Source organism: Aureimonas sp. AU22 (assembly GCF_001463745.1).
Classification (GTDB): domain Bacteria; phylum Pseudomonadota; class Alphaproteobacteria; order Rhizobiales; family Rhizobiaceae; genus Aureimonas.
This window is the reverse complement of record NZ_BBWJ01000014.1, coordinates 210,934-229,485: the sequence shown is the minus strand read 5'-3', so window position 1 is coordinate 229,485 and position 18,552 is coordinate 210,934. Positions and strand designations below refer to the sequence as shown.

The 18,552-nt window shown below is 66.1% G+C and carries 20 protein-coding genes; all 20 read right to left on the bottom strand.

Annotated elements, in window-relative coordinates:
• Positions 1 to 5: 5 nt before the first annotated feature.
• On the bottom strand, positions 6 to 1,379 hold the full coding sequence (locus tag AUL34_RS05890; protein WP_082653174.1) for a flagellar hook protein FlgE: 1,374 nt from the start codon (positions 1,377 to 1,379) through the stop codon (positions 6 to 8).
• A gap of 186 nt (positions 1,380 to 1,565) precedes the next feature.
• On the bottom strand, positions 1,566 to 2,237 hold the full coding sequence (locus tag AUL34_RS05885; RefSeq protein ID WP_061932143.1) for a response regulator transcription factor: 672 nt from the start codon (positions 2,235 to 2,237) through the stop codon (positions 1,566 to 1,568).
• Between the two features lie 319 nt (positions 2,238 to 2,556).
• Positions 2,557 to 3,987, bottom strand: a complete 1,431-nt coding sequence (locus tag AUL34_RS05880; protein WP_061932142.1) for a flagellar hook-length control protein FliK — start codon at positions 3,985 to 3,987, stop codon at positions 2,557 to 2,559.
• Complete coding sequence (locus AUL34_RS05875; protein ID WP_061932140.1) at positions 3,984 to 5,288, bottom strand: hypothetical protein; 1,305 nt, start codon at positions 5,286 to 5,288, stop codon at positions 3,984 to 3,986. Before AUL34_RS05875 ends, AUL34_RS05880 begins: the two co-directional genes overlap by 4 nt.
• Positions 5,285 to 6,403, bottom strand: a complete 1,119-nt coding sequence (locus tag AUL34_RS05870) for a flagellar motor protein MotB (RefSeq protein WP_061932132.1) — start codon at positions 6,401 to 6,403, stop codon at positions 5,285 to 5,287. Before AUL34_RS05870 ends, AUL34_RS05875 begins: the two co-directional genes overlap by 4 nt.
• Entirely contained in the window at positions 6,400 to 7,269 is an 870-nt protein-coding gene (locus AUL34_RS05865; RefSeq protein WP_061932130.1) for a hypothetical protein, read from the bottom strand. Before AUL34_RS05865 ends, AUL34_RS05870 begins: the two co-directional genes overlap by 4 nt.
• 3 nt (positions 7,270 to 7,272) lie before the next feature.
• Complete coding sequence (gene fliF, locus AUL34_RS05860) at positions 7,273 to 8,982, bottom strand: flagellar basal-body MS-ring/collar protein FliF (protein ID WP_192845695.1); 1,710 nt, start codon at positions 8,980 to 8,982, stop codon at positions 7,273 to 7,275.
• A 212-nt stretch (positions 8,983 to 9,194) separates the two neighbouring features.
• Complete coding sequence (locus tag AUL34_RS05855; RefSeq protein ID WP_061932128.1) at positions 9,195 to 10,013, bottom strand: flagellin; 819 nt, start codon at positions 10,011 to 10,013, stop codon at positions 9,195 to 9,197.
• Between the two features lie 311 nt (positions 10,014 to 10,324).
• A complete protein-coding gene (gene fliP / locus AUL34_RS05850) occupies positions 10,325 to 11,104 on the bottom strand; it encodes a flagellar type III secretion system pore protein FliP (protein WP_061932126.1) in 780 nt (259 codons plus the stop codon).
• Positions 11,101 to 11,640 (bottom strand): flagellar basal body-associated FliL family protein, encoded by a 540-nt coding sequence (locus tag AUL34_RS05845; protein WP_061932123.1) that lies wholly within the window; start codon positions 11,638 to 11,640, stop codon positions 11,101 to 11,103. Before AUL34_RS05845 ends, fliP begins: the two co-directional genes overlap by 4 nt.
• 198 nt (positions 11,641 to 11,838) lie before the next feature.
• Positions 11,839 to 12,549: a flagellar basal body L-ring protein FlgH gene (gene flgH / locus AUL34_RS05840; protein ID WP_061932121.1), complete on the bottom strand. Its 711-nt coding sequence runs from the start codon at positions 12,547 to 12,549 to the stop codon at positions 11,839 to 11,841.
• Positions 12,546 to 13,148 (bottom strand): MotE family protein, encoded by a 603-nt coding sequence (locus tag AUL34_RS05835; RefSeq protein WP_061932119.1) that lies wholly within the window; start codon positions 13,146 to 13,148, stop codon positions 12,546 to 12,548. Before AUL34_RS05835 ends, flgH begins: the two co-directional genes overlap by 4 nt.
• Positions 13,148 to 14,353: a flagellar basal body P-ring protein FlgI gene (gene flgI, locus AUL34_RS05830; RefSeq protein WP_082653173.1), complete on the bottom strand. Its 1,206-nt coding sequence runs from the start codon at positions 14,351 to 14,353 to the stop codon at positions 13,148 to 13,150. Before flgI ends, AUL34_RS05835 begins: the two co-directional genes overlap by 1 nt.
• Entirely contained in the window at positions 14,350 to 14,826 is a 477-nt protein-coding gene (gene flgA / locus AUL34_RS05825) for a flagellar basal body P-ring formation chaperone FlgA (RefSeq protein ID WP_061932117.1), read from the bottom strand. Before flgA ends, flgI begins: the two co-directional genes overlap by 4 nt.
• A 5-nt stretch (positions 14,827 to 14,831) precedes the next feature.
• Entirely contained in the window at positions 14,832 to 15,614 is a 783-nt protein-coding gene (gene flgG / locus AUL34_RS05820) for a flagellar basal-body rod protein FlgG (RefSeq protein WP_061932115.1), read from the bottom strand.
• 15 nt (positions 15,615 to 15,629) lie between these two features.
• The gene (locus AUL34_RS05815; protein WP_061932113.1) at positions 15,630 to 15,950 is read right to left on the bottom strand and encodes a flagellar hook-basal body complex protein FliE; all 321 of its coding nucleotides are present in this window, start codon (positions 15,948 to 15,950) and stop codon (positions 15,630 to 15,632) included.
• A 5-nt stretch (positions 15,951 to 15,955) separates the two neighbouring features.
• A complete protein-coding gene (gene flgC, locus AUL34_RS05810; RefSeq protein WP_061932111.1) occupies positions 15,956 to 16,372 on the bottom strand; it encodes a flagellar basal body rod protein FlgC in 417 nt (138 codons plus the stop codon).
• Positions 16,373 to 16,376: 4 nt separating this feature from the next.
• Positions 16,377 to 16,757, bottom strand: coding sequence for a flagellar basal body rod protein FlgB (gene flgB, locus AUL34_RS05805; protein WP_061932110.1), 381 nt, complete (start codon positions 16,755 to 16,757; stop codon positions 16,377 to 16,379).
• 183 nt (positions 16,758 to 16,940) lie between these two features.
• On the bottom strand, positions 16,941 to 17,390 hold the full coding sequence (locus tag AUL34_RS05800; RefSeq protein ID WP_055889567.1) for a hypothetical protein: 450 nt from the start codon (positions 17,388 to 17,390) through the stop codon (positions 16,941 to 16,943).
• A 71-nt stretch (positions 17,391 to 17,461) separates the two neighbouring features.
• Positions 17,462 to 18,550, bottom strand: coding sequence for a flagellar biosynthesis protein FlhB (flhB, locus tag AUL34_RS05795; RefSeq protein WP_061932108.1), 1,089 nt, complete (start codon positions 18,548 to 18,550; stop codon positions 17,462 to 17,464).
• Positions 18,551 to 18,552 lie beyond the last annotated feature (2 nt).

Here is an 18,552-nt window from a genome sequence, read left to right as displayed (position 1 = left end):
AGACCTCAGCGCTTGAGGTTGACCAGGACGTCCATGATTTCGGAGCCGGTCTGGAAGACCTTCGAGTTGGCGGTATAGGACCGTTGGCTCTCGATCATGGTGGTCAGCTCGGAGGCGAGATCGACGGTGGAGCTCTCGAGCGCGCCGGAGATGACGTCGCCGAAGCCGTCCGATCCGCCGAAGCCCATCAGGACGCTGCCGGATTCGAGGCTCGGCGCGAAGGCGTTGCCCGAGACGACGGTCATGTTGTCGGGCGCGGTCACCTTGGCGAGCGGGATCTTGTAGAGATCGCGGAAGGTTCCGGACGTGAACAGCGCACGGACCGTGCCGTCCTTGCCGATCTGGAGCTTGTCGATCACCTCGGCGGGGTTGCCGTTGACCTCGGCCGCGAGCGGCTGGTTGTCGCCGGTGAACTGCGTGGTGTTCCCGATGTCGAGCATGAAGGAGTCGGAGCCGTTGATGCCGCTCAAGTCGATCTTGAGGGTCTTGCCGTCCGTGCTCGTCATCTTGGTGCCATCGGCGATCGCCGACAGTGCGTACCCGTTGGCCGGGTCGAACGTCAGCTTCGCGTTACCCATGGACTCCGTGAGCGCCACGTAGTCGGCGGGATCGGCCGGCAGCGGCACTTCGTTGTAGGGGAACGGTCCCGACGAACCGGGCGTCGCGCCGCGGCTGTCGAAGATCGCCATCTCCCACTCGTTTTCGCCGGTCTTGGTGTAGTAGATATCGAGCTTCACCGCTTCGCCCGAATTGTCGTAGACGGTCAGCGACTTCGAGATGGTCGTCTTCGGGTCGGCCGTCGGCGGTCCGTTCTTCGAGGGGAGATTGGCGTCGACCGTCTCGGCGACATAGTTCTTGTTCAACGGGATGGTGAGCGTGCCCTTGGTCGTCGGGCTCGCGCTGAGCAGACCGGCGCTGAGGTTCACCTCCTGGAGGCCCTCGAAGCCGTTGAGCACGTAGTCGGTGCCGCCAGCCTTCACCGGGTAGCCCTTCAGCGTGTAGCCGGCGGCGTTCACCAGAGTGCCGTCGGGCTGCTGCGTGAAGGAGCCTGCGCGCGTGAGCATGTTGGCGCCGTTGCCGTCGTCGACGACCAGGAAGCCCTGCCCCATGATCGCGAGGTCGACCTTCTTCGAGTTCACCGAGTTGGCGGTGTAGGACAGTCCCCCCTGCTCGCTGATCAGCGTGCGCACGTTGGCTTCGACGGCGCCGGAATTGTACATGCCCTTGCCGTTGGCCAGCATCTGCGACGCGAACTCGGTCGTCGTCTGCTTGTAGCCAGTGGTGTTGGCGTTCGCGATGTTCTCCGACACGGCGCTGAGGCGGGTTGCCTGCGCGTTCATGCCCGAGACGCTCGTGCGCATTAGTCCGCCGATGCTCATACTGCCAGCCTCTACGTTACCTGGGGTTGCGGCCACATTAGGAAGGCTGGCTTGTGCGAAGCTGCTGTCACACAAGGTTTATATAACAGAGCATTAACCATTTCTTAATAAAGAAAGGGCTCGGCACTTTCGCGCCGAGCCCTCCGGAAGTCGTTTGCAAGATTATGTCGCGGTGGACGCGTACGATCAGACGCCGATACCGTAGCCGAGGTAGCGCTTGGAGGAGACCGGATCGTAGCCGAGACGCATCTTGAGCTTCTTGCGAAGCTTGGAGATGTGGCTTTCGATGACATTCTCCTCGACGTTCTCGTCGAAGATCCCATAGATCGCGCTGAAGAGCTGCTGCTTGGAAACGCGGCGCCCCTTGTTGGCAGCCAGGTATTCGAGGATGCGGCGCTCGCGGCGGGGCAGAACCATCGGCTGGCCGGCCACCTCGGCATCGCGGCCATCGGCGAAGACGGCGATCTCGTCCACCGTCGTCTTGGCGCGATCGACGGTGATTTCGCGGCGGCGGATGGCACCGACGCGAGCCAGGATTTCCTTGACGTGAACCGGCTTGGCGACGACGTCGTCGATGCCGGCGGCGAAGAGGTCGAGCGTGGAGTTGAGAGCCTTGGCCTCGGCCAGAGCGATCATCGGCGCGGTGGAGCGGCTGCGAACCAGGCGGGTGAAGGTGCCGCGCTCGGGGAAGTCACCAAGCAGGAACGCCTCGACCGCCGACAGATCGTTGTCGGAAGCGGACTCCACCCAGTCGCGGAATTCCTCGACGCCGAAGCCAGCGGAGGACACCCCTTCCGTGCCGAAAAGGGACTTGTAGCCGTTCGTGACCAGCTCGCGATTGTCCACAACTACGATCATTTGTCCCCGCCGCGTGACTTGCGTTTCGTTAGGAAACAAATAACCAATCCGCCGCGAATCGGGCCATCCCCAAAAATAACTATAGGGTTAACGCGCCGTTACCGACCGTGTGCGTTTCGCGTTCATAAGCAATTGGTTAACGTAGAGTTCTGTCAAAAGACGTTAATCACACCCGGTTGATTTTCAACTTAAGGGTGCAGTCTTTCGCCGAGCTTGCAACTGCGAAAAATCCGGCACTGGGAGGATCGCGAGGGCGCATCCGGATGCAGAAAGGACGCCGCGAGCCTGTAGGCCCGATGGCGCCCTTCTGGTGAATTCGTCAGAGATAGGTCGAACCGGACCGTGGCTTGGCAGGCATCGCCTCGTCGTTGCGACGGTCGGGCGTCTGACGTCGTCCCGGGCGATCGTCCGAACCGCCCGACTGATCCCGCGTTTCCGAGCGCCCCTCGCCGGCGGGACCACCGCCGGTGTCGCGCTGCTGCGATCCCGTCGCCCCGCCTTCGGCCGTACGGACCTGGCCGCTGTCGCGCGTGATGACCGAGATGGCGGCGTCGTCCAGCGAGAAGCCGGCATGCTCGAGAAGCTTGCGCAACGAGGCCTGGTCGTCGAGCAGCATCGAAGCGGTATCGCTTCGGCTTGCGGCGAGCTCCAGCGTCAGGCGTCCCTCGTTCAGCCGCATCGAGACATCGACCGTGCCGAGATGCTCGGGATGGAGCTGGATGGTCAGGGTTTTCAGGGCGCCGCCGCCGGCCCGCATGCGCAGATGCGCATCCGTCGCGCGGGGTGCGGCATCGGCCGGGGCCTTGCTCGGGTCGCCGAGCGCCTCCATGATCGGCCCGGCGACCTGCCCGGCGAGGTTGTAGCCGGACGTGGACGACGGACCGGCATCGATCGATCCCGCCGGGGAAACGGCTTCCGCGCCCTTTGCGGCACTGCGCCTTGCGGCGAGTTCCGCCAGCGCCGACTGTGCGGCCGCCGAACCGTCGCGGCCCGTGTCGCCCCCGGAGCGCTCGTTGCCGGCGCGCCCGAGACGGGCGAGCGCTTCGTCGAAGCGCATCGGTGGCGCTCCGTCGGTCTTCGAGGTCGCAGAAACTTCCTCGACCGCTGCGGCCTTGGCGTCGGCTGCCCTCGCCTTCGACTGCTCGGCAAGCGCTACGGCCGACCGTTCGACGCCTGCCGCCACGGCCTTCGCCTTCGTGTCGGCAACGAGGGCATCCTTCTTCGCCTTCGCAGAGCCTTCCACCAGAACCATGCCGTCCTGGCGGGGTTCGAAATGCGTTTCCATTCGAAGGACGTCGAGCTTCATCGCGCCCTTCTCCTTCACCGCGGAGGCTTCCAGGGCCTCTGCCCCGTCGAGCGCCGGATCGACCGATGCAACCGCAGCGCGCGGCTCCGCCGCTTCCGCAGCGTTTCGTCGCGCGTCCTGCACGGCGGCCTTCTGCGAGGTCAGCGCCGCAAGCGCACCCAGAATGGACTGCAGGGGCGCCGTCTCGGTCTGGACGTCGGCGTCGGTATCTCCCTCAGATGCGGGACCGGAGGTCTCGTCCTTCGCGTCCACATCCGCGCCGGATATTGGATCGGCGTCTGCCTTCGCCGCCTTGTCGTTGGAATTGGCCGAACGCTTGCCCTCGGCATCGCGCACCGCCCGTCCGAACGCAGCGCCCATGGCGCCCCGGTCCGCATCGGCGCCGTTGGGAGCACGCGATGAGCCGTCCTTGTCGAGGGGCGCAAGGGACAGATCGATCTTCATGGCTGGGACTTCTTCATTTCCAGGGATGCGGCGTCGAGGGCAGCGCGTGCCCGCGACAGGATCGTGGACGTTTCCGGTGCGTCCGGAGACACGTGGCTGACTTCGGACATCAGGGCAGGTTTGGCCATCGAGTCCAGGACCGAATAGGCGGCATCGAGAAGCTTCTGGTCTTCGGCATGCAAGAGGCTGCGATCGATGCCGTCGAGCGCCGACCGAGACGCCTCCTGTCCGTCGATGCCGAGCGAGGACGCCGTTCGGTAGAGGGTGGCGCGCGCCTGGTCACCGGGCTGCAGACCGGCAAGCTCGATCGCACGATCGGCGGAGCGGGTCGCGAACTGAAGGTTGCCCGAGACCAGCGAACGCCGAGCGGCCGCAAGGTACAACCGCTGGCGCCGGTCCACGGGCAGCGCCTCCACGACGCCGTCCATCGCCAGAAGCGTGCTCTGGGGATCCGGCATGGCCCGGCCGACGACCATCGCCACGTAGCGCGTCTCGAAGTTTGCGGCGTAGCTCGAGTCGTGGAACGCATCGAAGTAGCGGCGTGCCAGCCGGTCGCCGGCTTCATGGTCGCCATCGGCGTCCACGAGCGGAACGCCCAGACGCAGCGCCGCCTCCTCGATGAGGGTACCGGGCGCTAGCAGCCGCGCCAGAGCGAGATGGCCCACGGCCGTGTCCGGGTGGTCGAGCTGGTGGATCTGCCCGAGCGCCAGGCTGACCTGCGCCGCGAGCACCGGCTCCAGCTCGTCCACCGCCACCGATTCCAGTTTCTTGGCCGCGGTCGGAAGATCGTTCTGCACATAGGCGAGCGCCCCCTCGAACAGGGGCTTCTCGTTTTCGGGGAGCCGGCCCTGCTGGAGCAGAGCCTGGATGACATCGGGCGTGCCGCCGCTGAAGGTGAAGAGCGCGACCGCGCGCGTGTTGCGCGGATCGTTCCAGACGTCCGGCTGCGCCTCCAGGAAGGTCTGGCCGAAGCGCCGCAGGAGCAGCGCCTGGACGCGAATGGCCCGGACGTTGCCCCGCGCCACCTGATCCTGAAGAAACTGCACCGAGCGCATCACGTCGAACGGCATGGGCGACCGGCTGTCCGACCAGTGCGTGTTGCGCCCCTCGGCCAGGGCAGCGGGCGTTTCCTGATGCGGGGCGTCGGCCGCATTCGGCGCATCGGGTGCGGCGGCGGCCTCTTGGGACTGGGCCCCATGCTCCGCGGCTTCGGGGGCAGCCGGGGCATCCATGCCGCGCGCCGGCAGCATGGACGCACCGAGCAGCAGCGAGCCGAGCAGGAGCCGCAGGGAGTTCGTCACGCCTTGGGTTCTTTCAACAGGATCTCGATCCGCCGGTTGCTGGCAGCTTCGGGATCGGATGCGTTGCTGGGCTGGCGGTCGGCGACGCCTTCGATGGCCTCGACCCGCTTGTCGTCGAGCCCGCCACGGCGAAGCATGTAGTAGGCCATATGGGCGCGATCCGTGGACAGGCGCCAGTTGTCGACCTGGCCGCCGCCCGAATAGGGCCGAGCGTCCGTGTGGCCCCGGATGACGATGTCGCCGGGCCGGTCCTTGAGGATGGCCGCGATCTTCTCCATGAGCCGGATGGCATCGGCCGTGGGCCGGGCCGATCCGATCTGGAACATGCCGGTGTCGAGCGTGTCGGCGAGCGAGATCGTCACCGTGCCGGAGCCGGCATCGCCGCTCTTCACCTGAACGTCGGCGCCGTCCTCGGCCGGAACGCTGGCGTCGATCTGCTTCTGCAGTTCGGCCGCATCGCTCTGTTCCGGCGTCGCGGGGGCTACCGGCTCGGCAACCTGGACGGGCGGCGCAGGCGGCGTGGGCGCTACGGCCACGGTGGCGAAGTCGTCGGGCGTGACCTCCACCTGCTTGCCGGCGACGGCGTTCGGCGTCAGCTGCCAGGACGTCGGGTCGAAGGGATCGCGATAGGCGTCGCCGCCGTTGAGTCCGGGCAGGCCCGTCCCGTCCGGCTTTCCGCTGGCCTTGCCGGTCTCGCCGGCCGCCTCGTTCTCGGCCACGATCTCGGCGAGCACGGCATAGGGATCGCGGAACAGGGCCTGGTCCTCGCCGCCCTTCGCGTCACCGCCCACAGGCTTGCCGTCCGGCATGCCCGGCTGGTCGCTGGAGCCCTTCGTCTCGCCCTGAGTTGGAGCCGCGACGTCGGGATCGCGACTGACGCCATCCGTCGGAGGAACCGGGTTGTTGAGCTGGATCGGGTTGAAGTACTGCGCGATCTGCGCCTTCGTCGCGTCGTCCGAGACGCTCGTCAGCCACATCACGAGGAAGAAGGCCATCATCGCCGTCATGAAGTCGGCGAAGGCGATCTTCCAGGCGCCGCCATGGTGCCCGTCCTCGACCTCGCCGCTGCGACGGACGATGATGATCTCATGCCTCTCGGAGTCGACTGCACTCACGAAAGCGCCTCCTCGACGGCCTTGAGCCAGGCGGCGAGACGAGTCTCGATCACCGTCTGGTTGGCGTCGATGCGCACGTCGGTATGGGTCTCGTCGGCGTCGAAGGAGACGTGGCGGGCGTGGTCGCCGAGCTTGCCTTCGAGCGAATGGAGAAGGTCGCTCGGACCCGAGGCCGCGATCTTCACCGTCGTCCCGTCGAAGGCGATCGTCTTCACGGCGCCGGCAAGCTCGTCCATCGTCATCCGCTTGCGCGCATCGAGGACGAGCGGGCGCAGGAGCGCGCTTAGCGTGGTCTTCAGCGCGTCCTCGAAGACCGCCATCTGGAGGATCACTAGATCCGCGAGGCGGTCGCCTTCGGTCTCGACCCACTGCCGACGCGCTTCGACGAGCGCGCCGTCGTTGTCGGCCGCCAGGGTCTGGCGCAGGGTTTCGATCCGCTCGTCGGACACGCGCTCAAGGTCCTGGCGCACGGATGCCTCGGCTTCCGCCGCGCCGTCCTGGTGCGCCTGTGCCAGCGCGATCTCATGAGCGCGCACGAGAGCCTCGCGCTCCCGCGCCCAGGCGCGCCGCTCGGCTTCGAGCTCGCGCAGCGGAACGCGGGGCTCCGCCACCGGGCGCGTCGGGGCCGGCGCGACGCCGGCCACTTGGAGCGCCTTCGCCGGGATGGCGGTGGGGCGAAGCGCAGCCGGGGTCTGTGCCGGCTTGGCCGCGGGGCGCGAAGGCTGGGCGGCCGGCGAGGTGACGCGCGGCAGGCCGGCCTCGAAGGCGCGGGGCGCCGCCGGGACCATCCGGCGCGGCGCCGGGGTGCGCAGGGGCACGAACTCGTCTTCGGCTTCGTCCGACAGGAATTGCGCGAGCGGGATCATGGCTTAGGCCGCCTCTTTCTGGTGAATCCACTGCTTGAGGATGGCCGCCGCTTGGGCTTCGTCGAAATCGACGAGCTTCTCGAGGCGGACCTTCGGCGAGTTGGCACGGTTGCGGGTGAGTTCGTCGAAAAGGTCGTCGTTGGCGGGAGGCTCGCCGTAACCGAGCGAAGCCACGAGGTCCGCGCCGAAGCCGGGAGGGGTGCCCAGCGGCCCGAAATCGCCGCCGTCGAGCATCGGGTTCTGCAGCTCGATCGGTCCGTCGCCGGCCAGAAGGCCCTCTTCGGCATTGTCGTTGGCGGCAGGTGCCGAGATGGCGCGGATCGCGGGCTTCAGGCCGAACCAGATGACGAGGACGGCGACCACGAGGATGGTGAGCGCGTTGACCACCGTTCCCGACTGCTTCAGCAGCATCTCGCCATAGCCGAGCGAGGGGACGGGCTGGAGGTCCTGGCCGTTGGACACGAAGTCGACGGCGGTCACCTCGAGCTGGTCGCCGCGGCTGTCGGTGACGCCGGCGGCCGATGCGACGAGCGTCTTCACCTCGGCGAGCGCGGCGTCGATCTGCTCCTGGGTCGGGTTCTCGCCGAGCGTGGCCGCGAGGCGGGCGCGGTTGACGACGACGGCGATCGACAGGCGGCGTACGTCGTAACCGTCCGAAACGGTCTGCGTCGTCGTCTCGTTGATTTCGTAATTCGTCAGCTCCTCGCGACGCTCGTTGGCCTCGGAGGACGAGGTGCCGGGCGCCGAGGCCTGCGGAGCGGCCTGCGGCACGTTCTGGGCGGCGGTCGCCGCGTTGTCGTTGCCCGCGGCATCCGTCGACTGTCCGGTCTCGCGGACGGTGCGCGTCGAACGCTCCACCCGGCCGTCCGGATCGAACTTGCGGGAGGAAATCTGGCGACGGTCGGTGTCGAGGCGCGCGATGACGCTGGACTGGAAGTTGCCGACGCCGAGGTAGGGCGCGAGCGTGCGACGGATCGAGTCCTGGATCGAGGACGAGACGATGCCTTCCATGCCGAGCTGCTTGGTCGAGGTGGCGTTGGAGGCGTCGTCGCCGGAGGCGAGCAGCGTGCCGTCCGTGTTGAGCACGGTTACCTGATCGACCTGCATGCCGGGAATGGCGGAGGACACGAGATGGCGGATCGCCTGCGCGTTGGCGAAGTCCTCGGTGTTGTCGGTGCGGATCACGACGCTGGCCGAGGGCTTCTGGGTCTCGCGGCGGAAGGAGCCGGCCTCGGGCAGAACGATATGGACGCGCGCGGCGCGAACGTCCTTCAGCGTCTGGATGGTGCGGGCGAGTTCCCCCTCGAGGGCGCGCACCCGCGTCACTTCCTGCATGAAGGTGGTGAGACCCATCGAGCCCATCGAATCGAACAGCTCGTACCCGGCGTTCTCCGAGCGCGGCAGGCCTTTCTCGGCGAGCAGCATGCGGGCGCTGGCGGTCTGGGAGAAGTTGGTCGAAACCGTGTCGCTCGCCGCGTTCACGTCGAACGGGATGCCGGCCTCCGTGAGCGCGGCGCCGATGCGGGCGACGTCCTGCCGGTCGAGGCCGGAATACAGGGTCTCCATCGCCGGCTTGGACAGGTAGAAGGCGGCGAGGCTCACCAGCGCGATGGCGACGACGCCGATCAGCGCGAGCGCCCCCAGCTTGCGGCCGCCCAGCGCCTGAAGGTTGGACAAGAGTTTTTGGGCCTCGGCCCGAGCGACCATCGCCATACGTTCGCCTGCGGATGCGGGAAGTGATGGCTGCAATGTGGCCGCACAAGCTTGCGCGGACGTGATGACCTTACCGAATAATGAAGAATGGAGGAGTTGGCGTGGAACCGCTTCCGGAATCGTAAACCCTCCGGCACGGGGAGCACCGGAGGGTCGCTTTGCTAAGCCGCCAGCGAGTGGCGCGACGGGGAGACGCGATGCGTCGCCTTGGCTTAGCGGAAGAGCATCAGGACGTTCTGAGCCGAGTTGTTGCCAATGGCCAGGGCCTGGTAGGCGAGCTGCTGGCGAACCTGAAGGGCCGAAGACTTGGCGCTTTCTTCTTCAAGGTTCGCGTTGACGATCGATCCGAGGGCGGTCTCGTTGATGCCCTTCAAAGTCGTCTGGAAGTCGAGTTGGGAGGCAATGGTTTCGCCGAAGGCGGCGATCTTAGCCTGATAGCCCGAAATTTCGCCGATAGCGGCATCCGCCAGGGCCGAAAGCGCAGTCACGTCGGCAAGGTCATCCTTATCAGCTCCGGTCAGTGCCGTCATCGCCGCAGCACCCGTAGCGTCAACTGCGGTAAATGAGGCGGACGCACCGGTTTCATTGGACCACTTTACCGTCGTTGCGCCGGCTGTGGTGACGAGGTTCGTACCCTGGAACTTCGCCGAGGCCGCGACGCCTGTGATCTGCGACATGTAACCGGTGATCTTGCCGATCACTGCAGTGAGTGCCGAGCCTGAAGCGCCAGAAATGGTCGCATCGTCGGATGCCGTCTTGATCTTGTTGAGAAGCTCGGTGATCTTGTCGATGCTAGCGTTGGCCGCATCGAACTTGCCCTTCGCGATACCCAGATCACCTGCCAGCTTATCCTGCGCCGTGATGTTGCTTCGGATGCTCTGAGCCGTTGCGAAAAGAGCTGGGTTATCGGAAGACTTGTTGATCTTAAGGCCGGTGCCGATTCGCGTCTGGTTCTGCGCGATATCCTGGTTGATCTGACGCAGGCTGGCAAGAACGGCAGAGTTGGCGGCAGTGGTGTTGAGCGAAACCATTGTATTTTCCCCGTTTTGTTTGAAGCTTTTCTTGAGCCGTTGCTCTCTGCTTCGAAGACAAAACTACCGGGGAACTCGGAACGCCTACTGTATTCGATCGCTAAAATTCGACGCATCGACCCGAAACGACTGCAGCGCTCAAAGTATAGATTACAACCTCAACAGCGTTGCGCGACCATTCGATTCAAGTTTTATGCGTTCAGGGCCAAGTCGCTGAAATCTCTGATATCGAGGGGATGGAAAACGAAAAAGGCCCCCGAACCCGTTGGGTCGGAGGCCTCGAAAGTCAGGGAATGTGCGTGGGAGCGTCGCTACATGAACGAGCGCACTAGGCTTCCCGTCAGCATGTTCCAGCCGTCGATCAGGACGAAGAACAGGATCTTGAACGGCAGCGAGATGATCGTCGGCGGCAGCATCATCATGCCCATCGACATGGTGAGCGTGGCGACGATCAGGTCGATGACGAGGAACGGCAGGACGATCAGGAAGCCGATCTCGAAGCCGCGGCGCAGCTCGGAGATCATGAAGGCGGGAACGAGGATCCGGAAGTCGACCGTGTCACCCTCGTTCGAGCCCTGCTCGACGACCGGCAGGCGGTCGCGGATCGAGGCCTCGTTGATGTTGTTGAAGAGCGCGAGGTCCTCTTCGCGCACCTGATCCAGCATGAAGGCGCGGAACGGCTCGGCAATGCGCGGCAGCGCCTCCTCTTCCGTGACCTCGCCCCGCATCATCGGCTGGAGGCCGTCGCGCCAGGCCTGGTCGAAGGTCGGCATCATCACGAAGAAGGTGATGAAGAGCGACAGCGAGATGATGATCAGGTTGGCCGGCGTCGTCTGCAGGCCGAGGCCCGTGCGCAGGATCGACAGCGCGATCACGACGCGGGTGAAGGCGGTGACCATCACGAGGAGGCCGGGGGCGACCGAAAGGACGGTGACGATCCCGAACAGCTGAACGATGCGGCCGGAAACGGCGGTATCTCCGGCTGGGATGAGCGAGGCGAGACCGCTCGCCGCGCTCGCGACCGCGTCCTGCGCGAGCGCCGGTGCGACGCTGGCGGCCAGGATCGCCAGAAGGATGAGAAGCCGCTTCACTTGACGATCAACGAGCGCACGATGACGTCTTCGACGGCTGTGGAGCGCAGCTTCGCGCGCTCCAGCAGATCCTCCTTCAGGTGAAGGAGGCCGCGCGAGCCCTCGATCTGCGCCAGTTCAAGCGTGCGCAGGAACACGAGCGTGTCGGCCTGGATCTGGGCGGCGAGTACGGCCTGATCGACGCTCTCGTCTTCCGAAAGCGAAAGAAGAAGGCCCGCCTCCAGTCGCACCTGCGTGCCCGGCGGCGAGGCGAGATCGGTGACGATCGCTTCGAGCTGCTGGACCACTTGCTTGGTGCCGGCCGGAGCCGCGGCAAGCTTGGGCGTGTCGGCCGAGACCTCGGCGGAGGCGGCCGCAGGCGGGGCGACGGCAGCCGGCGGGTCTTTCTTGAGAAGGAAGCCGAGCGCGCCGCCACCGGCGAGCGCGATCACGGTCAAGCCGACCAGCGCGCCGATCGTCTGCGCCTTGCTGCTCTTCTTGGGCGGCGCCACGCCATCTGGCAGGAGACCCAGGGCTTCGTGGCTGAGCTCGGTCATCGGTCGCTCCGGCGGCATGGAATAGGGCAGCCGGGCGCGGTCTGGGCGGGATCGTCCCGCCGGGCACCGCAGCCCGGCAAGGAAGTGTTAAGGATTTGCCCTGTCGCGAGCCTTGCCAACCGGAGGCCGCGAGGCGGGTGCCGTCGCCGCCACGTTCGGGAGAGCGGCTCCGCCGCTCCCCCGGATGGGCTTGATCCGTCAGTAGGGCAGCACGGTGTCCAGGACCTGCTGGCCCCAGCCCGGCTGCTGCACCTCGGTGAGGCGCCCGCGTCCACCGTACGAGATGCGCGCTTCGGCGATCTTCTCGTAGTTGATCGTGTTGTTGGGAAGGATGTCGCCCGGCCGGATGATGCCGGCGATCGACAGGACGCGAACCTCGAAGTTCACGCGCACCTCCTGCTGGCCGGCGATGTAGAGGTTGCCGTTCGGCAGGACCTGCGTGACGACGGCCGCCACTGAGACGTTGATCTCTTCCTTGCGGTCGACCTTGCCCTTTCCGGTAGCCTTCGTGCCGTTCTTCAGCCCCAGCGTCGCGCCGACGGTGGGCAGTCCGATGGAGCCGAGCGAGCCCTGCAGATCGGCGCCGACGTCGACGCCGGTGTCGCGCGAACGCTTGGTGTTGTTGTCGAGCGTCGCCTTGTCGTCGATCTTGATCTTGACGGTGACGATGTCGCCGACGTTGAGGGCGCGCGTGTCGCGGAAGAGATCGGCATTGCGGCCGGTCCACAGCGAGTTGACGTTGCGCGGCAGCTCCCCGGGGCCCGGCCCGGGCGCGGGTTGGACGATCGGCGCGTTCTGGTAGAGGCCGGTTCCCACGGGGGTCAGGATTGGCTCGCGGAGCGCGTCTTCGCGGGTGGTGGAGCAGCCGGCCAGAAGGCCCGCCGCAAGGAATGGGGCGATGGCTCTCACAGGGTCTCATCCTTCGCACCGGCCTCGGCGGAGGCACGGTCGGTCTTCTTGACGATCAGCCCGGCGAGCTCCGAGGCGATGGGCGCGGGCATCTCGGCGAGGATCGCGCTGGCCTGGCGCGACTTCAGGCGCGTCAGGAGCGAAGCGGCGATCGGGCGCTCCAGCGCCGCCATCTGCGCGGCGGCAGCATCCGGCTTCATGCCGGAATAGATGCCGATCACGATGTCGGATGTGGAGTCGATGAAGGCGCGGCGCTCGCCGAGCCATTTCTCCACCTCGGCGCGCTTGGTCTCCAACTCGTCGATCTTGGCGGAGATCTCGTCCTCCGCCTTCTTGATCTCGGCGAGCTGCAGCGCGTTGCGCGCGTCGAGTGCGGGATTGGCGATGTTGGTGCAGAAGCGCTGGGTGTCGGTCATCGACACTTCGGGCGGCACGACTTCCTTTCCGTCCGGTCCGATGACGCGCAGCTTCGCGGGGCCCGTCGGCATCTGCGACGGCGGCTCGGACGCGCCCTCCGCTGCATAAGCGGAGCTAGCCGTCAGGAAGGCAAAGGCCAGACCGAGGGAAAGGCGGGCGCGCGGGGAAACGGTGGAGGTCATTACTGCACCACGATCTCGGCCTGCATGGCGCCGGCCGTCTTGATAGCCTGAAGAATGGCGATGATGCCCGTGGGCTTGAGGCCGAGACGGTTCAGCCCGCGCACGACGCTTTCGAGATTGGCGCCTTGCACGATGGCGAGGTTGCCGCCGCCCTGCTCGGCGTTCACCGTCGTATCGGCGGTGACGACGGTCTCTCCGTTGCCGAAGGGCGCGGGCTGGGAGACGTTCGGTATGTCGGTGATACGCACCGTCAGGCTGCCGTGCGTGACGGCGACCGTCGAGATCTGCACATCCTTGCCGATGACGACGGTACCGGTGCGCTCGTCGATGACGACCCTGGCGGACTGGTCCGGCTCGATCATCAGGTCGCCGAGATCGGCGATGAAGCGGGTCGACGACATCTTGGCCGGGCGCGTCAGCGAGATGGTTCGGAAATCCTGCTCGCGCGCCACCGGCTTGCCGTAGGCGCGAACGGCGAAGGCGTTCACGGCATCGACCACACGGATCGCGGTCCGGTAGTCCGGGTTGCGCAGTTCCATCGTGATGTTGGGCGTATCGACCGTGGCCCGCGGCACCTCGCGCTCGATCAGAGCGCCGCCGGCGATGCGGCCCGTGGTCGGCGTGCCCTGCGTCAGGCTTTCGTTCGTGCCCTCGGAGGTGAAGCCGCTGACGGCAAGCGCCCCCTGCCCCACCGCGTAGATCTCGCCGTCGGGTCCGTAGAGCGGTGTCATCACGAGTGTTCCGCCCATCAGCGAAGCGGCGTCGCCGAGCGAGGAGACCGACACGTCGATGCGTGAGCCGATGCCGGCGAAGGCCGGCAGGTCGGCGGTGACGATCACCGCCGCGACGTTCCGGGTGCGCGGGTTGGCGCCGCGCACGTTGACGCCCATCCGGTCCAGCATCGACTGCAGCGACTGCTCGGTGAAGGGCGAGTTGCGCAAGCTATCGCCCGTGCCCTGGAGGCCGATCACGAGGCCGTAGCCGACGAGCTGGTTGTCGCGCACGCCCTTGATCGTGGTGACGTCCTTGATGCGCACGCCGCCGGACTGGCGGGCGCGCGGCACGATGGTCTGGAAGTTCTCGCGCGCGCCGATGCCGGCCTGCGCGTAGCCGAAGTCCTGAAGGCCGTAGTCGGCGGCCTCTGCGGGAAGCGCGAACGCGACGAGGCAGGAGCCGAGGACGAGGCGACGGAAGATGCCGCTCATTGCGCCAACACCTCGACGGATCCGTCCTCTGAAGCGATGCCGCTGACGAGGACGCCGCTGTCGATGTTGCGCACACGCACCGCCTGGCCCGCCTGGGCCGACTGGAGCGGAACGCCCTTGCCGGTGATCAGGAGCCCTTCCTCGCGGTACACGAGCGTCACCGGCGCACCGGCCGTGACGGCGTCGGGCGACTTCAGGTCGCTGAGGAGGATCGGCTTGTTCGGCAGAAGGGTGCGGCGCGCGAGCCGGTCCTTCAGCATGCCCTCTTCCACCACATAGGCGGCGAGTTGGTTGCCGGGCACGGAGAAGCGGGCCGAGATGACGCCCCGCTCCAGAACGCTCTGGCCGGGATAGACCACAGCGGTCGGCACCGGCAGGTTGAGGTCGGCCGCACCCGCGGAGCCTGCGGCCGGGACGAGGCCGAGCGCGGCGGCGGCCAGGACGTTTCTCGCAAGACGGACGATCGCGGTCATGATGCTTAGCGGATGCCCTTGGAGACGACGCCCGACATCTCGTCGGCGGCCTGGATGACCTTGGAGTTCATCTCATAGGCGCGCTGCGCCGAGATCAGCTCGGAGATTTCCTTCACCGGGTCGACGTTCGAGTTTTCGAGATAGCCCTGCTTGATGACGCCGTAGCCCGGATCGCCCGGCACACCGGCGATCGGGGCGCCGGAGGCGGCCGTCTCGCGGAAGAGGTTGTTACCCTCGGCAGCCAGGCCCGGCTCGTTGGCGAAGTTGACGAGCGTCAGCTGGCCGATCAGCTGCGCCTCCCCGTCGACCGTCGCGTACACCTCGCCCGAATTGTTGACGGTGATGTCGGTCGTGTTCTCCGGAACGGTGATGCCGGGATCCACGGTGAAGCCATCGAGCGTGACGATCTGCCCCGTGTCGTTCTTGTTGAGGGCGCCGTCGCGCGTATAGAGCGTCTCGCCACCCGGGCCCTGGATCTGAAGCCAGCCCTGGCCGTTGATCGCGAGATCGAGATTGTTGCCGGTCTGCTCCAGGGCGCCCTGGATGTGAACGGCGCGCACGGCCGCGGTGCGCACGCCGAGGCCGATCCGGGCGCCTTCCGGCACCACGTTCTCGCCGCCGCGCGACGGCACGCCCTGCATCCGCTCCACCTGGTAGAGAAGATCGGTGAACTCGGCGCGGGCGCGCTTGAAGCCGGTGGTGTTGATGTTCGCGATGTTGTTCGCGATCACTTCGACGTTGGTCTGCTGGGCGTTCATGCCGGTCGCGGCGATCGCAAGGGCGCGCATGGGCTGGTACTTTCGTTAGATCGACATGCGGGAAAGTTCGAGATAGGCGGAGACGACCTTGTCGCGCAGCGCGACGGCCGTCTGGAGCGTGCGCTCGGCGCCCATCACGGCATCGACGACGGCCTGGGTGGAAGCCTTGCCGTTGACGCCCTGGATGGACGTCGTCTCGGCGCCCTTCATGGTCTGCGAGGCTTCACGGGCGATCTCGGTCATCGCGGCGGCGAAGCTCTGGCCGGCTTCGGTCGTGGCGCCGGCACCGATGGCGGAAGCGGGGGACATTCCGTCGAGGCGCAGGGCGTCGACGCGCGGCATGGCACTGCCGATGGCGGGGATCATGGGCGTCAGCCTCTCATGAGATCGATGGTGAGATTGATGAGCTCGCGCGCCTGCTTGATGACCTGCAGGTTCGCCTCGTAGGAACGGTTGGCCTCGCGCATGTCGGACATTTCGACCAGCATGTTGACGTTCGGCATCTTCACGTAGCCGTCCTTGTCCGCGGCCGGGTTGCCGGGATCGTGCTCCATCTTGAAGTCGGAACGGTCGGTGCCGACCGACTTGATGCGCACGAGGTCGGCGCCCAGCAGGCGGTCGATCTCGCTGGTGAAGGCCACCGTCTTGCGGCGGTAGGGATCGCTGCCGGGCGTCTCGCCGGTGGAACGCGCGTTGGCGACGTTCTCGGACACGACGCGCATGCGCTCGGACTGGGCCTCGAGGCCGCTGGCGGCGATCTTCAGGGCGGAGGTGATGGAGTCGGTCAAGGCATCAGCCCTTCAGCGTCGACAGGTACATGCGTTGAAAGGACTTCGCGACCGAGGTCGAGAGGGCGAAGTCGCGCGAAACCTCGCCGGCTTTGAGCATCTCCTGCTCCAGGCTCACCGAGTTTCCGGAATGGGTGACGTCCCAGGGCGTCTGCTTGGTCTCGTCGGTGCCGAACTCGCGCCCGGCTGAGGCCACGAGGTGGCTCGGGTTGGAGCCGGCCATCTGCAGCGAAGTCGTCTCCAGCACCTCGGAGAACGGCGTCACGTCCTTGGCGCGGTAGGTCGGCGTGTTGGCGTTGGCGACGTTTTCAGCCACCACGGCCTGGCGCGCGGACAGCCATTCGGCACGGCGGGAACTGAGCCCGAAAAGGTAGAACTCGCTCAACGGTCGCGTCCTCGAACAGGTCTTCGATGTCCCTTCATAGGAAGAAGCACTTGTCCGAAGCTGACGATCTTACAGATTTCTTAGTATTAAGAGATCGTTAATTAGTATTAACGGACAATAAACCCACAAACGAAAAGACCCCGCCGATGGCGGGGTCCGAAGAATGCGACTGCGTTGGATGCGTCAGGCGTTGCGGGCCGTCACGAGGCGCGCGGCGGCGATGGCGGCCTTCAGGCGTTCCGTGTTCGCGGCCGGATCGGCGTCGGGATCGGAAAACGCGATGTAGTTGATATGGACCGCCGCCTTCGTGGCGGTGAGCGACAGCTTGAAGTGCACCGTCACCTCGCCGCCGTGGAACTCCATATCGAGGTCGATCGTCGGCGCGCTGCCCCAGTTGAGGTGCACGTCGCCGCCGCCGGCGAAGCGGAGCGAGCCGGGAGCCAGGTAGAGCTGCGCCGAGGACTCCACGATGTCGGCGATGTTGCCGAACTGGTCCATGCGCAGGAAGGCGACGTAGTCGACCACGTCGACCAGCCGCAGCTCGGCCACCACTTCCTTGATCCCGTTCGCCAGCGCCTTCTCGCGGTCGGCTGCATACTTGTTGCGAACGTTGAGCATGACGTGGGAACCCATGGAGGACCTTTACACGATGTGGACCGATACGACTTCCCCAAGGGAAGGCAGGCGTCGACAGGTCGGCCGGTTTAGGCTGCCCCGATCTCCAGGCGCGATTGTGGCCGCGACTGAAGGAAGTAGATGAGTTCCGCGACCGCCTTGAAGAACTGCGGCGGAATCATCTGGTCGATCTCGACATGATCATACATCGACCTTGCCAAGAGCTTGTCTTCGATGACGGGGATGTCGTTGGTCTCGGCGATCTCGCGGATCTTCAGCGCGAGCACATCGACACCCTTGGCAACGACCACCGGCGCGCCGCCTTCCTCGCGCACATAGCGCAGGGCGATGGCGTAGTGCGTCGGGTTCGCGATCACGACGGTGGCGCGCGGCACGGCGGCCATCATGCGGCGCTTGGTGCGCTCGCGGGCGATCTGGCGCTGGCGCGCCTTCACCATCGGGTCGCCTTCGGACTGCTTCATCTCGTCCTTGATCTCCTGCTTGGACATGCGCAGGTCGCGCCGCCAGAGGATGCGGGAGAAGAGGAGGTCGGCGGCGACGAGGACGATGGTGGCGACCGATACCGCCGCCAGGAGCCGCATGGCGAGGCCGAGGATCGTTTCGGGAAGAAGGAGTGGGTCCGAGAACATCGTCTTCAACAGCAAGGGCAGTTCGTCGGACAAGATCCAACCAACGATGATCGTAACGGCGGAGAACTTGAATAAGGCTTTACCGAACTCGGTGAATCCGCGGCGCCCGAACATCCGACCCCAGCCGCTGGAGAGCGACAGGTTGGAATATTTCGGCCGGATGCGTTCCAGGTTGATCTGCGGAGGGTTCTGCAGGAGCGAGGCGAGAATGCCGGCGAGCATGAAGAGACCGGTCGCCGGCAGCACGAACTTGGCGCTTTGCAGTGTGATGGTATGCAGGAACTGCAGCGCGTCGATGCCGTTGCCGATCGACCATTGCGTCGGGTTCTCGAAGGTGACCTTGAGATCGCCGGCCAGCTGGGCGGCGTTGTTGCGGGCCTGGAAGACCACGACCGCGATCGCGGCCAGCAGCGAGGCAAGGATCGGCGCCTCGCGGGAAACGGGAAGGTTGCCCTTCTCGACCGTATCGCGAATCTTCTTCTCGGTCGGTTCCTCGGTTTGGGACTCCTTGTCCGCACCCTCCGCCATGC